8 protein-coding genes and 3 pseudogenes are annotated in these 13,936 nt (G+C 46.9%); 10 read left to right on the top strand and 1 reads right to left on the bottom strand.

Annotated features, from left to right (window positions below; genetic code table 11):
* Positions 1–114: 114 nt before the first annotated feature.
* From AC6I77_RS22215 to AC6I77_RS22230, 4 genes and pseudogenes are all read left to right on the top strand, one after another.
* Positions 115–1,323, top strand: a complete 1,209-nt coding sequence (locus AC6I77_RS22215; RefSeq protein ID WP_497817368.1) for an AAA family ATPase — start codon at positions 115–117, stop codon at positions 1,321–1,323.
* Positions 1,320–2,297 (top strand): ParB family protein, encoded by a 978-nt coding sequence (locus AC6I77_RS22220; protein WP_497817369.1) that lies wholly within the window; start codon positions 1,320–1,322, stop codon positions 2,295–2,297. The genes AC6I77_RS22215 and AC6I77_RS22220 overlap by 4 nt, the downstream gene beginning before the upstream one ends.
* Positions 2,298–2,870: 573 nt before the next feature.
* Positions 2,871–4,431, top strand: a pseudogene (locus tag AC6I77_RS22225) (ATP-dependent nuclease).
* Positions 4,416–5,438, top strand: a complete 1,023-nt coding sequence (locus tag AC6I77_RS22230) for a DEAD/DEAH box helicase (protein WP_497817370.1) — start codon at positions 4,416–4,418, stop codon at positions 5,436–5,438. The pseudogene AC6I77_RS22225 and the gene AC6I77_RS22230 overlap by 16 nt, the downstream one beginning before the upstream one ends.
* Before the next feature lie 18 nt (positions 5,439–5,456).
* Here the strand turns inward: AC6I77_RS22230 and AC6I77_RS22235 are convergent.
* Positions 5,457–6,280 (bottom strand): annotated as a pseudogene (locus AC6I77_RS22235) (tyrosine-type recombinase/integrase).
* Between the two features lie 2,103 nt (positions 6,281–8,383).
* Here AC6I77_RS22235 and AC6I77_RS22240 point away from each other — a divergent pair.
* The 6 genes and pseudogenes from AC6I77_RS22240 to AC6I77_RS22265 all read left to right on the top strand — a co-directional run bounded on the left by AC6I77_RS22240 (position 8,384) and on the right by AC6I77_RS22265 (position 13,913).
* Positions 8,384–8,704 (top strand): hypothetical protein, encoded by a 321-nt coding sequence (locus tag AC6I77_RS22240; protein ID WP_497817371.1) that lies wholly within the window; start codon positions 8,384–8,386, stop codon positions 8,702–8,704.
* 563 nt (positions 8,705–9,267) lie between these two features.
* Positions 9,268–9,540: an exopolysaccharide production protein YjbE gene (gene yjbE / locus AC6I77_RS22245; protein ID WP_497817372.1), complete on the top strand. Its 273-nt coding sequence runs from the start codon at positions 9,268–9,270 to the stop codon at positions 9,538–9,540.
* A 41-nt stretch (positions 9,541–9,581) separates the two neighbouring features.
* Positions 9,582–10,076, top strand: coding sequence for a helix-turn-helix domain-containing protein (locus AC6I77_RS22250; protein WP_497817373.1), 495 nt, complete (start codon positions 9,582–9,584; stop codon positions 10,074–10,076).
* Positions 10,077–10,160: 84 nt separating this feature from the next.
* Positions 10,161–11,298 (top strand): annotated as a pseudogene (locus AC6I77_RS22255) (polysaccharide export protein).
* 232 nt (positions 11,299–11,530) lie between these two features.
* A complete protein-coding gene (locus AC6I77_RS22260) occupies positions 11,531–11,761 on the top strand; it encodes an arsenate reductase/protein-tyrosine-phosphatase family protein (protein WP_497817374.1) in 231 nt (76 codons plus the stop codon).
* Positions 11,739–13,913: a polysaccharide biosynthesis tyrosine autokinase gene (locus tag AC6I77_RS22265; RefSeq protein WP_497817375.1), complete on the top strand. Its 2,175-nt coding sequence runs from the start codon at positions 11,739–11,741 to the stop codon at positions 13,911–13,913. Before AC6I77_RS22260 ends, AC6I77_RS22265 begins: the two co-directional genes overlap by 23 nt.
* The last annotated feature ends 23 nt before the right edge of the window (positions 13,914–13,936 follow it).

Here is a 13,936-nt window from a genome sequence, read left to right on the forward strand (position 1 = left end):
GAACGGCGGTAATATTTTTTTTGGTTGTACAAAAAAATAAAGACATTCTTAAAATTGTTGCTCAGTCATGATTCCTGTGTACAATCGATACAAAATTGACAACGGAACGGTTATATGAAAAGTCAGTACGGTGGAGTGGACGAGACTGCACGCAGGGCCAGCGCAATGTTGCGCAGTATGAGCGACGATATCTCTCTCAGAAGAAACGAGTTCGGACTGGATCAGTATTATCAGACATTCACCCGTAACTCGGTGGCTAATCTTCCCAAACTCAGCCGGCGTGCTGTCGAGCAGGCGATTGATGAAATGGAAGCACAGGGGCATGTTTTCGGCAGGAAAGATGCCGGAAATACCCGGCATTATGCGCTGACCATCAAAGACGTTGTTGATATTTATGCCCACCGCAAAGTGCCAAAATACCGTGATTTGCACGCCGGCGAAGGCCCTTTTGTTATCTTTGTTGTGAATCTGAAGGGCGGGGTCTCGAAGACAGTAAGCACTGTTACACTGGCACATGGTTTACGAGTTCATCAGGACCTGCTCCAGCATGATCTTCGTATCCTTGTGGTGGATCTGGATCCCCAGGCATCCAGCACGATGTTTCTCAGCCAGGAAAACAGCATTGGCTCCATAATGGAGACTGCCGCACAGGCAATGCTTAACGATCTTGATGCCGACCAGCTCCGTGAAGACATCATCAAACCTACAATCATTCCCGGTGTTGATGTGATCCCTGCTTCTATAGATGATGGTTTCATAGCCAGTCAGTGGAATGACCTTGTCAGAGAGCACCTGCCTGACAAGCTACCCTCAGAAGTTCTGCGCCGAACCATCATTGACCGGGTCGGGGGGGATTATGATTTTATCTTTATCGATACCGGTCCTCACCTTGATGCCTTCATGCTTAATGCGCTTGCGGCGAGCGATTTATTACTTACTCCTACACCACCGGCACAGGTGGATTTTCACTCCACGTTGAAATATCTCACCCGATTGCCTGAAATGATTGAACAGCTTGAGGAAGAGGGTATTACGCCACGTATTAAAGGCAATATCGGTTTTATGTCGAAAATGACGTCAAAGCGTGACCATGAGATGACGCACGGTCTGGCGCGCGATGTCTTCACGTCTTACATTCTCGATGCTGTCCTACCACGGCTGGATGGTTTTGAACGCTGCGGAGAGAGCTTTGATACAATTATCAGCGCTGATCCATGTTCTTATCCAGGCAGCGCTGAGGCGCTCAAAAAAGCAAAACGGGAAGCAGAACGTTTTACTCAGGCTGTATTCAAAAGGATCGAGTTCATCAGGGGTGTTAAATGAAAAAAGAAATGGTGAAGCTGGGTCGGCAGTTGGGTAATTCCAGCTTTTCTAAAATGATGACGGAGTCAGACAGTGAGAGGGTGTTCACCCTGAAATCTGGTGCCCAGGCACGTTTTGTTCTGACCAGGATTCTGCATGGCGATATTGAAGCACAGACTTTTGTAGACGCAACTGTCAATGGTCGTGATCAGGCCTTTCTGACACCCGAATCAGTCAGTGATATCTCCCGGACCATCAGACTGCAGCAGTTCTTTCCTGCCATCGGCCGGGAAGTAGACGGGTGTACAGAGATCCTTGATGGTTCACGCCGCCGGGCGGCCTGCCTTTATAACGGGACGGCCTTTGAAGTGCTTGTAACGCGTGACGCATTATCTCTGTCTGATGCAAGACAGCTGGCCACTGACATTCAGACGGCCAGAGAGCATACGCTGCGTGAACTCGGTAAACGATTAAAGCTGATGTATCCTGCGGATATGAATCAGTCAGATATTGCCGCCGCAGAGGGGCTTTCGCCGGCCAAGGTTACCCGTGCATTTCAGGCGGCCTCAGTGCCTGAGGAGGTCATTTCAGTCTTTCCATCCGTCAGCGAACTTTCCATCAGCGATTACCAGATCCTGCTGGATGTGACTGAGAGAGCCCGGGCAAGAGGTATCAGCGCGGAGCAATTAGCAGGCAACGTCCGTGTGCGTATGGAAAGTGATGTGTATGACGACAGGACTGACCCTGCCTTTAAGGCAAAAATAGTCAGTTATTTCCGCGCTGAAAGCGCAGAGCCCAAAAAAGGATCGGTCAGCAAAAAAGTCGTTACTGAAAAACTGGCTGAATTTACTGATAAAAAACAGTTTGCAAGAAAGAAAACGGATTCGGATAAACGGCTGGTGACGTACGAATTTTCGCGTCTTTCTGCCGCCTGTCAGGCTGAACTCGATGCCGCAGTACGAAGCGTCATCGAACGCATGGCTGTGAAGGGTTAGCGTGCCTGACTTCCTTTTTGTTGCGGGAGACAGAAATTTCCCGCAAAGAAAATTGCTTAACACCCTGTTTTAAAGAAAAAAAAACAGATATTTCAGGCTGAAATTCCCGCAGTACCATATCCTCTTCTGCCTGAAATGTCGGGATTCGGCGCTGGTCAAAGTAATAAGAACCTGAAAACTGAGTATTAACAGACGAATAAAAAAGCTGAGACTGGCGGATTAAATATATTATGTCGTCTTAAACGTCGTTCTCCGCGAACCTGAACAGGAGTGATGGCGTTTCTGATTCACCGGTCCTGGCTCAACAGGCTCTCTTTCATCTGTATTTTCAGTCAATGGCTCTGCTTTATCTGAGCCGGAACCTTGTTGTTCCTCACAACATTCGAACTACTGCCTTATGTCGCCACATCATGTTTTGAACCCACCCCGGACAACGCGCATATTAGTTAATCACCTATCCCTGTCCTGAACTCTCCTTTTAATAGAGCTGGACAAGGACAGCAGAGAACCGGACCGGGTTAGTTTGCCCTAGTGGATCCAATTAATCGTGATCAGACAAATAAGGAGAAAATGGTGCCGGCCATTACCCATCTTATGCTCAGGAACTTCAGGAAATTTGATTCGCTGAGGCTGAATTTCCACTCCGCAAAGAACGTTCTTATTGGAGATAATGAATTCGGTAAGAGTTCTGTTCTTCTCGCGCTGGACCTTGTTCTCAACGGAAAAGCCGTCACCGTGTGGAAATGCTGGGCGCTGAATTGCTGCTTTCCCGCCAGGCGGTAAGGGCGTTTCGGGCGGGACCTCGTCGCGCTGATTTGTTACCGGAACTCATTGCGGAGGTATTTCTAAGTCATACCGGAAACCCCGATCTGAACGGGCGACAGAATCTTATGGAAAGAGATTTTGACGGGCTGAGAATGCATATTTCGCCGATGCTAGAAGAGTATGGTCAGGATATCCGGCACGTACTGGAAGAGGATCCAGCCAGCTTCCCGTTTGAATATTATGCAGTAAAATTTAGCACCTTCTCAGGTGGCGCTTATGCCGGCTTCAGTCGTCATGTCCGTCATCTGATGCTCGACAGTGCGCGCATAGATACCGATCATGCTGCACAGGAGTATACCCGCACCTTATACAACGTAAACGTTCCCGTGTCTAACAGGTACCGGCTGGAAAATCATGGCGTCAGCAGAAAGAACGTTTTCAGGAGCAGCATCTCTCAGCCATAAATGAAGAACTCGAAACCTGCTAGTTTGGTATCCGGTCAGGCATGCGTGCAGGCCTTGAGGCCAGTCTGTATATTCTTGAAGACGGTATACCGATCCGCGATCGGGGCAAAGGAAGACAGTGCTTCATCAAAACCGAATTTGCGTTGCGCTGGCGTAAACAGCATAAAGAGCTTGATGCGCTGCTGCTCGAAGAGCCGGAAAACCATCTCAGCCATGTGAACATGAAAAAACTGGTGAATAAGCTGGCGCAGGAACGGGAGATGCAACTGTTTGTGGCCACACACAGCAGTCATATCTCATCGCGACTGGATTTCCGCAGTGCCATCCTGCTCGGTAAAAGCAGACCAGTTTCTTTGCATGAACTTCCGGAAGACGCGGACCGTTTTTTTATGAAGGCTCCGGATAATAATGTTCTTGAGTTCGCACTGGCCCGGCGGGTTATCCTGGTAGAAGGCGACGCAGAGTTTATCCTTACTGACGTATTTTATCGCACACTGACCGGCAGAGCTCCGGAGGACGATGGGGTGCACATCATTTCTATCGGCGGTACGAGTTTCCGCCGTTATCTAGAGCTGGCGGTACTGCTTGAAAACCGCGTTGCTGCACTGAGGGATAACGACGGTGATTATCAGCAGAACTGCTTAGAACGCTTTGCAGATGTATGCAGTCCGGATACACGGGTTTTCAGCGATGAAAATAATGCCAGGTCAACATTTGAAATATGCCTTTATCAGGACAACGTTGCGATTTGCGAGCAGGCCTTCGGCAGCGGCCGTCGCCGGCTGTCGGTGCTGGCCTACGTGCTCGCCAATAAGGCTGAAGCCGCTTTTGAATTGGTGGAACTGAACGTCCCGCTGTCTGTACCTGCGTACATTCGTGAGGCCGTAACATGGATAAGCGAGTAATCTTCGCGGTTGCAGGTTCAGGTAAAACGATGTTCCTGACGGAGCACCTTACAGAAAACAGCCGGGCCCTGTTACTGACCCATACACGGAATAATGAAGCGAACCTGCGAGCCAAGCTCATTCAGCGTTTTGGATTTATTCCGGGCGGGATCCGCGTAATGACGTGGTTTGAGTTTCTGCACGGTTTCTGTTGCCGGCCACTTCTGCAGCAGCATTTGCAGAGCCGTGGTCTCAGTTTTGCCCGGCCTGTGCCGGGGACCGCACGCACCCAGCATCTGCATTTTCAGGATAGCAGCGGACGTCTTTACCACCGTCGTCTGTCACTCCTGCTGATGTACCGTAATATGATGCCGGATATCTGCGCCCGGCTTGCACAGTATTGTGACGTGGTGCTGGTTGATGAAGTTCAGGACTTTGCGGGTCACGATTTTAACTTCCTTCTCGGACTGTGCAGTGCTGAAATATCAGTGCTGCTTGCCGGTGATTTTTATCAGCACACGTTTGACACCAGCCGGGACGGCAATACCAACTCAACCCTGCACGATGATATCACCCGTTATGAAAGCCGTTTTCTGGCGGCAGGAATTGTACCCGACAGGGTCACTCTCAGCAAAACCTGGCGCTGCTCGCCATCAGTGTGCTGTTTCATCACTGAGCGTCTCGGCATAAGGATTGATGCTCACCGTGAGGATGAGACGCAGATTAAACTGATCACCTGTCAGAGTGAAGCGGGGAGACTTTACGCAGATGAAGGTATCATAAAACTCTTTTACCAGGAACATTACCGGAATGGCTGCCATTCCCTGAACTGGGGCGCCAGCAAAGGACTCGATCATTTTACCGACGTCTGTATTGTAATGAGCGCAACACACTGGGCGCTGCTCACAGACCGGTGCTTAGGGGAGTTACCCCCCTCCACCCGTAATAAACTCTACGTTGCCTGTTCGCGCGCCCGGGGGCGGATCTGGTTTGTGCCGGAAAGACTGCTCCGCCATTACAGACACTAGGCGTTATGCCTGCGAAGATCAGCGCGGCAGTAGCAGCCGCCCGGCCTCATGGAGATCCATCGTGAACCGCACCCCGAGCTGGCGGGTAACATCCAGCGCAAACACTCTGGTATACCACTCCGTGGACTTCGCATCTTTGTGACCCATGAGTGTCTGAATGACCTTCTGGGGCACCTGGTGCTGCACGAGGTGCATCGCAAACGAATCCCGGAACGTCTTGGGTGTGACCGGCCGGATGGAGAACATCACACCGTCACGCGCAGCCGCCGCCACAGCCTGGCTTATCCAGCTGCGCGCCGTGTCTTCACTCCTGATATCCCAGAGCCGGCTGCCTGCCGGCAGCTGCGCAGTCGCAAACCATTCCCTGAGCCGCTGCACAAACGCCGGATCGGTGAGGGGCACCGCGCGCGGCGGGTTATCCCGGATTTCCGCTTCGGTTTCGCGCTCCGCCTGCTGCTCCTCCCGGGTAGGCCGCCCGCGTGCGCGCCGGCGGCTGCGGGCCGCCGTTTCAAGCTTACGCTGTTTGAGCGTGCGCAGCACCACGAACGGCGAGGTGAGGGGCGCACCGGTGAGCGGATCGTCCAGCACAAAATCCCCCCCGTCAGCGGCAGGATTTCGTTGAGACGCCCGCCGGTATTCCACAGGGTATCGATGAACAGCCGCTTCTTAAGATCAGGGACCTTTGACAGCAGCACGGCCACCTCAGGAGCGAGCAGGTAGCGCGGCATGTCGGTGCCGTAAGCGGTGGCTAGGTTGCGCAGCGCCACGGCGCTTTCGTAGTCAAAGTAGCGCGCGGCGCCGGATCCGGTTACGTTCTGACCAGTGACGTCGCTACGCGAAATCTGCGTCAGTTCGCGGGTAAAGAGCCCGAACTTTCAATCTCCGTTGTCTGGCGGTGCGGAACGTATTTTCTCCTGTCTGTCCAGAGAAAACCACGTGAATAAATCGATCCGGACAGGATCCGGTTCGGAGCAGTGTTCCGGCTTTTTTCCTGTATAGGGAGAATAGCCTGGACGGCCGGAAATAAAAAGGTGCGAACCGCGGCGTCTTTCGCGCACGGAAAACAAGGTAAATCGTTGGTTTTAAGGCATATTATGAGAAATCAGTGCCAACGGGATCGCACCAGGCACTCTTTGCTGAATCCCTTGAAGGTAAGCGGATAAAAGATGAACAACTGTAATTACCTGCGTGAACAGATCAATGGTGTCATGAGTCTTATGCGCAATCGTAAAGGTGAAGAATAGCAGATCGAAACGGCGCGGCACTTTTATATAACCTTCAAAGTATGAAGTTGGCAGTTCAGATGTTGAAATATATTGCTAGTACTATGAGAAACTCTGTTATGGAACCTGCCTCGTGCGGAAAAACGTCCGGAACCTCGTTAACAAAGCAGTTTCGGGAAAAAGCCCTCAAACCCTGTTGAACATTGATTGTCCTCTCGCGGATTCAATGGCATTCAACGCCCGAAGCTATGGGCGCTTAAATCAGCCATGTAACTATCTGAAATATTATTGTAATACTGATCTGCATGATGCTATGTGCGCGGAAGATTTTCAGCCTGTTAATAAGAGAAGATAAATGATGTTTTTTTCATCGCACAGAGAGTCAGATACAAATATGCGCGTTACAGTCATACGCACTTTTTTTAACCCGGCGAGATGATGTTGTAATCGGTATTTCTCAGGTATCAGTTATTCAGTGTTTCGTATGGACGCTCACGGTTAATTGATGAAAGCTATGGCTCTGTGATTTACCGTACTTCGTACAGCGTCCTAATCCGATTGAAATCGGATATTTCAATTAGGTATGTCCTGTTATAACGCATTATTTAATGCATTCTGAGTCGGTTTGCCCGGTCAGATAAATTACAGCTATGTGCCTGTCTGCCCAATCAGCCAGTGTCAGCGAAAGACATACTAGTCCGTTTTTCATAAAAAGCATCACTGAAGATCCCTGGGGTGCTGCGATCTTGCTGGACACAAAAATAGTCCGCATGGCTGGCACATCTATGTCTTTTTCAAGCGACAAAGCGTCGCAATTAAAATTATCGACAATATTGGACGTGCGAAAGCAGCCGCCGAAAATCAGCGCGTAATGAACAAAAATCTTCGGACCAGTTGTGGTTAAGAGCTTCCGGCGAGGCCAGAGGGTATGGGTTGCATACAGGCATATGCTATTTGTCACCTGGACAAAAATTCATCTTCAGCAAGTGGTTAATATGATGGAACCGTTTATGTAAACCAGCATTGCTGCCGACCCAGTTTCTGAAACAGCTATGCAAGGCCATATCGTGCATGTCTTTGATCAGTCGTGTGCAACTCGGAAAGCAATGGTTTGCCACGAGTTTGGTCCAGACTTGTGTTCAGGTTCAGACTTTTACGGGCATGAGTTCTACTTAGTCCAAATATTTAGCCGATGAGCTAGGAACGACTCTTAAGGGCCAGCGGTTGTTATATATGTCTTCAGCGATTCTGGACTCCTGACAAGCATCTTTCACTGTTCATCCGGCTTAGTTTGGCTTAATCACTGAGATGAACTGATTGTCAGTAAACGGGCTATACGAATAACCTTCCTGTTCGTTGGTAAAAGGGAGGATGCCGGAGGGGTTCTCTAAGTATGAATGGATCGAACATCGGGGAGGCATACTTTTTAGCGAGTGCAGGAATAATTCTGTTAGCAACTATATGCATGTCTTTGTAATTAAAGATTATATTTAAAATGCTAGTTTAAAAGATGACTTATAGTGAAATGAACAAAATATAGCACCATTTTAGAAAGTTAAATTAGCCTATGATTTTGAAAATTCCAAATAAAAAGGATTTTTCGATCAAAATGTATGTTTTGATAGGAAAAATCATAGACCTTTCCGATCATTATATGTTTATTGATTGGTTAAATTGATCATAAAATAGGACCATTCTGATGCAGTTTGTTGAGAACTGATCATGTGCAGTAACGAATCTTCAATCAGTAACGCAGCAAAAGAGCGCTTATCCGATCCAAAAATTTCAAGTGCAAAAGGAGTGATCTCGGTCGCGATTCGTACAGAGTGTGCCTCACCAGGGAAACTCTTTGGATTTAGGGTAAGCCGGAATAGATGGGAAAAAAGAAAATTATTGAAGGAACAACTCCTGTTCATCAAGAAGAAAGATGAGCATTTTGTTACCAATGATATCTTATGCTGCATCCGAAAATATTTCGATATAGTTGGTCACTTAATAAAAGATGCTGAAATTTCTACTTTAGCTAAGTTAATGCCTTTCTAGCGTTTAGAGGTTTATGAAGACTTCCCAAACATTCCGACGGGAAAATAATAGCCTGTTAAAGATGCTGTCGAGTAATTATATCTTGTGGTTAGGAAATCTTGATTCAGGTGGCGCAAGTTTTCGATTTTTACAAGGAAAATTATACTAAGCAGTAAGGATGAAGAGGGATTTTTAAGCTCTATTCAGAATTTATTATCTGGCCAGTGATAATCAGAAACGTGATGGGATATTGCTGCTTCAGCATATTAGACGACGTCAGTAATCAAGAAAATTTTAACCATCTGGCAAGAGTATTAATTGTGTTAACGGCAATTACATCACAGATTTTGCTTTGAATGAGATTGAGAGACTTAACCGAATATATTAAAACGTCAAATTAAATCATTATTAAATTTTTTTATCGCACTTTTATATAAGTGCCTCAATATCATCTTGCTGTTATTTTTTGAGGAAGTGGCTTTATATTTTTTATTTAGGTCATTGGTGCCAGTAAACCAAGGGCGGTAGCATTAGTAAATTTATAGTCCCGTGGCTATATACAACTATTTTGAAAAGGGTAAATCATGAAAACTTCATTGATTATTATATTAATCATGTCGGCATTGATGAGCACAAATACAATCGCTGACGAGAAGAGTGCCAAGAATAAAACTGATTATGTTAAAAATGCAGGGGCACCAGCCGGTGATATGGCGACAGGATATGCTGTAGGTTACTCTACTGCTGTTGGTTGTTCTGTCATTTCAGTTATGGCGGGAGTCGCGCTGGCGACAATGAATTCAGGGGGCAGTAATACAAGCACCACAACCACTACAACCACTATTCCAGGAAAATAGGGCAATTTGTACTAACGGGAAATTTACAAAGGTGACAGGATATGAGGATAATATCTGAAGACAATTTCTTTAGATTAGGTCTAAAGGAGGTGCTTAAAATACATGACGCTGGATTAAGAGAAATTACTATCTCGTTAAGTACTGATCTGAATACTATAAGATTATATAAGAATGTTTCCACATATTCGAATGAGAGATATTTTATACTTAATTGCCTCACTGGGTTTATCTTAAGCCATCAACTCAGCGATGGTCTAACAGTTTTACATCAAAATCTATTTAAATTGATAACTGAAAAAAAAACAAATTATCTGACACCGCGAGAAATAGACGTAATGAAAGCATTGCTTAAAGGTAATAATGTTACAGATATTTCCAGGTTAAGAGGGTTAAGCCATAAAACAATCAGCGCACAAAAAAGCTCCGCATTAAGAAAGTTAAAAGTCAGTAATTTAACCATGTTGCACCGTGATCTTGAAACATTTAAAAGCCTTTTTTACAACGAGTGCTATAGCCATAAAAATGCTGATTTATGATACTTAACATCTGAACAGAAAATCCTCTAATAATTTTAAGCGCTTTTTTGTCTTTAACCCTTTTCCCAGCCAATAGTTTATCTTATGAAGAAATTTTCTTGCCGTATATGTGCAATATCCCTGGCTGTATTATCACTTTCTGGGTGCACGCTAATCCCCGGACAAAATTTATCTATCAGTAATAAAGATGTAATAGAGCAAATGGACTCAAATACTGATATTGATAAGTATGTTAGCGTTATTCCAATAACACCAAAATTGATTGAGTCTCTCCAGCCTAAGAGCATCATTTCAAGCCAAAACATTCAGTTAGATGAGGCCATCAAAAACTATCAATACCGTATTGGTGTTGGCGACGTGCTAATGGTCACCGTTTGGGATCATCCTGAATTGACCACCCCGGCGGGTCAGTACCGCAGCGCAAGCGATACCGGCAATTGGGTAAATACCGATGGCACCATTTTCTATCCTTACATCGGAAAAGTTATGGTTGCTGGTCACACAATTGAACAGGTACGCGACGAAATATCCTCGCGCCTGAAAACATTTATTGAAAGCCCGCAGGTCGATGTCAGTGTTGCCGCGTTTCCGTTCGCAAAAAGCCTATGTTACAGGCGAAGTGGTGCGATCCGGTCAGCAACCGATTAGTAATATCCCATTAACCGTGATGGATGCTATAAATGCTGCGGGTGGCTTAGCACCCGATGCAGACTGGCGCAATGTGGTGCTGACCCACAACGGTAAAGACAGTTTGATCTCGCTGCAGGCGTTAATGCAGCTGGGTGATTTGCGACAAAACCGCATACTGTCGCCTGGCGATATATTATTTGTACCGCGTAATGACGACCTCAAAGTCTTTGTCATGGGGGAAGTGAACAAACAAGCGACGCTCAAAATGGACCGTAGTGGCATGACTCTCGCTGAAGCGCTGGGTAGTGCAGAAGGGGTCTCTCAACAAATGGCAGATGCATCGGGCATCTTTGTTATTCGCGCAATAAGAAAAAATTTGGGCAGTTATAAACTGGCGAATATCTATCAGTTAAATGCCAAAGATGCGGCCGCCATGGTACTGAGCACCGCATTTCAACTACAGCCTTATGACATCGTTTATGTCACGACAGCCCCGGTAGTCCGCTGGAACCGTGTGATATCGCAATTGGTTCCAACGATCGGTGGCGTATATGACTTGATAGATTCTGCACATTATATACGCAAGTGGTAAGCACTATGTTTGAATCTATTTTGCTGATTTGCGCTGGGAGTATCTGCAGGTCACCGATCGCGGATCGTATTTTATTACCAGCGTTTCCCAAAAAAAAAGATTGATTCAGCTGGTCTTGAGGTGTTGGTCGGTAACCCGGCCAATGCCACCGCGGCACGCGTGGCTGCCGCCATACCTCGACAGGTACACCGCACGCAGTTTAGAGGCCAATAAAGATGCCTTGTTGCTGGTAATGGAACAGCAGCAACGGGAAAAGATCAGTCTGATAGCCCCTCAATTAAGAAGTAAAGTCATGCAGCCCGGGCGCTGGAACGGCCATCGCGACATTCCTGACCCTTATAAAAAAAGTGATACCGCATTTGAATCGGTACTCAATCTTATCGCTATGGCCTGCCATCAATGGGTCAATAAACTCGGCACTAAACATTCAGGGAATAAAGATGACCACAATGATGACCAATAAGCACTATGCCGGAAGCCCGGATGAAGGCGAGATGGGGCGATATATTGCGGAGCTACTGGACCACCGGAAACTTATACTCACCATAACCGGTTGCTGCATCGTGCTTACTGCAATCTATGCCTTGCTGGCTACGCCGATATACCAGGCTGATGTGTTGATCCAGGTTGAGCAAAAACAAGGTAATGCAATTCTTGACAGTCTCAGCCAGATGTTACCCGATTCACAACCTGTATCGGCGCCGGAAATCTCACTGATTCAGTCGAGAATGGTGGTTGGTCAAACGGTTGACGATTTAAATCTGCGTATTGATGTGCAGAAAAAATATTTTCCGCTAGTGGGTAAGGGGTTAGCCAGGCTTTTAGGAGAGGAGGCCGGCACACTATCAGTAGCAAAATTGAGCCTTGCTACTACCACAGACCTGAAACCGGGAGTCGCGCTGTTAACTGTTATTGATGGTCAGCATTTCAGCGTTTCCTACGATGATGAAACGGCAACCGGTCGCGTAGGGCAGATGTTGAATACAAATGGGCTGTCATTACTGGTCGATCAAATTAATGCTCATCCGGGCGAACGCTTTGTTGTAAGAGAGTTCACCCGGTTGGCTGCGGTCGACAGATTACAGTCAATCCTGACGGTAGCTGATCAGGGGAAAGATACCGGGATGCTTGAACTTAAGCTGACAGGTGATAACAAACAGAAAATAAGCAAGATTCTCAATAGCCTGAGCTACCATTACCTGGCGCAAAATATCGATCGTGAAGCCGCTCAGGATGCAAAGAGTCTCCAGTTTTTAAATCAGCAGTTACCTCAGGTCCGCAACGAACTCGATCGTGCTGAAGATAAGCTGAACGCCTATCGCCAGAAGAAGGACTCAGTGGATTTATCGCTGGAAGCAAAGTCAGTTCTCGATCAGGTGGTCAATGTCGATAATCAATTAAATGGACTGACTTTCCGTGAAGCTGAAGTTTCGCAACTCTATACCAAAGAGCACCCGACTTATAAGGCTTTACTTGAAAAAAGAAGCACCTTAGAGCAGCAGAAACAAAAGTTGAATAAACAAGTCTCTTCGATGCCATCCACTCAGCAGGAAGTGCTGCGCCTGAGCCGTGATGTGGAATCCGGACGTGCGGTCTATATGCAACTGCTGAATCGCCAGCAGGAATTGAGCATTGCTAAATCAAGTGCCATTGGCAATGTGCGTATTGTAGATGACGCAGTAGCAGCACCAAAGCCCATACGGCCACAAAAGATTCTGTTGATCCTGGCTGGTGCGGTTCTTGGATTTATGCTTTCAGTAAGCGTGATTCTGCTGCGTATTTTTTTCCATCGTGGGATTGATTCAGCCGATCAACTCGAAGAGGCGGGATTGTCTGTTTATGCCACCATCCCTGAATCTGAATGGATCAAGAAGACAACACGGGGGGGTATAAAATCGTTTCGTCAACAGCGGGAAAAAAACGTTAGTTTCTTAGCGGCAGAAAATCCAGCGGATCTCGCCATTGAGGCAATTCGAAGTCTACGCACCAGCCTGCATTTTAACATGTTGGACGCGAGTAATAATGTGGTGATGATCTCTGGCGCAACCCCAGAGGCGGGGAAAACGTTTATCAGCGCTAACCTCGCTGCCATTATGTCGTTAACAGGGCAAAGAGTGCTGCTGATTGATGCTGATATGCGCCGCGGTACTGGACACAAGGTGTTCGACGTCAGCAATTCGAGGGGGCTGGCAGAAATCCTTTCGGGGGAGGTGTCCTTCGCAACACCAATTATCCGAGTGGAAAAAAATGATTATAATTTTGATTTCATACCTCGCGGAAAAACCCCAGCGAACCCTGCTGAAAGACTGATGGGACCGGTAACGCCTGAACTTATAAAATGGGCGTCAGAAAATTATGATCTGGTGATTATCGATACACCGCCGGTACTGTCCGTGACCGATGCCGTGATAATTGGTAAACATATTGGGACATTATTACTGGTCGCTCGCTATCAAACTAACACGGTGCGGGAAATTGAGCTGAGCATTAAACGATTTACTCAATGCAATATTAATGTACAGGCTTGTGTACTTAATATGGTAACCAGCAGTTTCAGAAGCTATTACAGTTACGGCTATAGCAATAGTACTTACGCATACGGTGAAACCAAGTAAATTAACAGAGACTCATTAAATGT

Source organism: Pantoea sp. X-Soil-ISGK-259 (genome assembly GCF_059730705.1).

What these genes read in the sequence shown, in the direction of transcription:
- AC6I77_RS22215 (WP_497817368.1), top strand. Translation starts at nt 115, where the DNA reads ATGAAAAGTCAGTACGGTGGAGTGGACGAGACTGCACGCAGGGCCAGC.
- AC6I77_RS22220 (WP_497817369.1), top strand. Translation starts at nt 1,320, where the DNA reads ATGAAAAAAGAAATGGTGAAGCTGGGTCGGCAGTTGGGTAATTCCAGC.
- AC6I77_RS22260 (WP_497817374.1), top strand. Translation starts at nt 11,531, where the DNA reads ATGGAACAGCAGCAACGGGAAAAGATCAGTCTGATAGCCCCTCAATTA.
- AC6I77_RS22250 (WP_497817373.1), top strand. Translation starts at nt 9,582, where the DNA reads ATGAGGATAATATCTGAAGACAATTTCTTTAGATTAGGTCTAAAGGAG.
- AC6I77_RS22240 (WP_497817371.1), top strand. Translation starts at nt 8,384, where the DNA reads ATGTGCAGTAACGAATCTTCAATCAGTAACGCAGCAAAAGAGCGCTTA.
- AC6I77_RS22265 (WP_497817375.1), top strand. Translation starts at nt 11,739, where the DNA reads ATGACCACAATGATGACCAATAAGCACTATGCCGGAAGCCCGGATGAA.
- AC6I77_RS22230 (WP_497817370.1), top strand. Translation starts at nt 4,416, where the DNA reads ATGGATAAGCGAGTAATCTTCGCGGTTGCAGGTTCAGGTAAAACGATG.
- yjbE (WP_497817372.1), top strand. Translation starts at nt 9,268, where the DNA reads ATGAAAACTTCATTGATTATTATATTAATCATGTCGGCATTGATGAGC.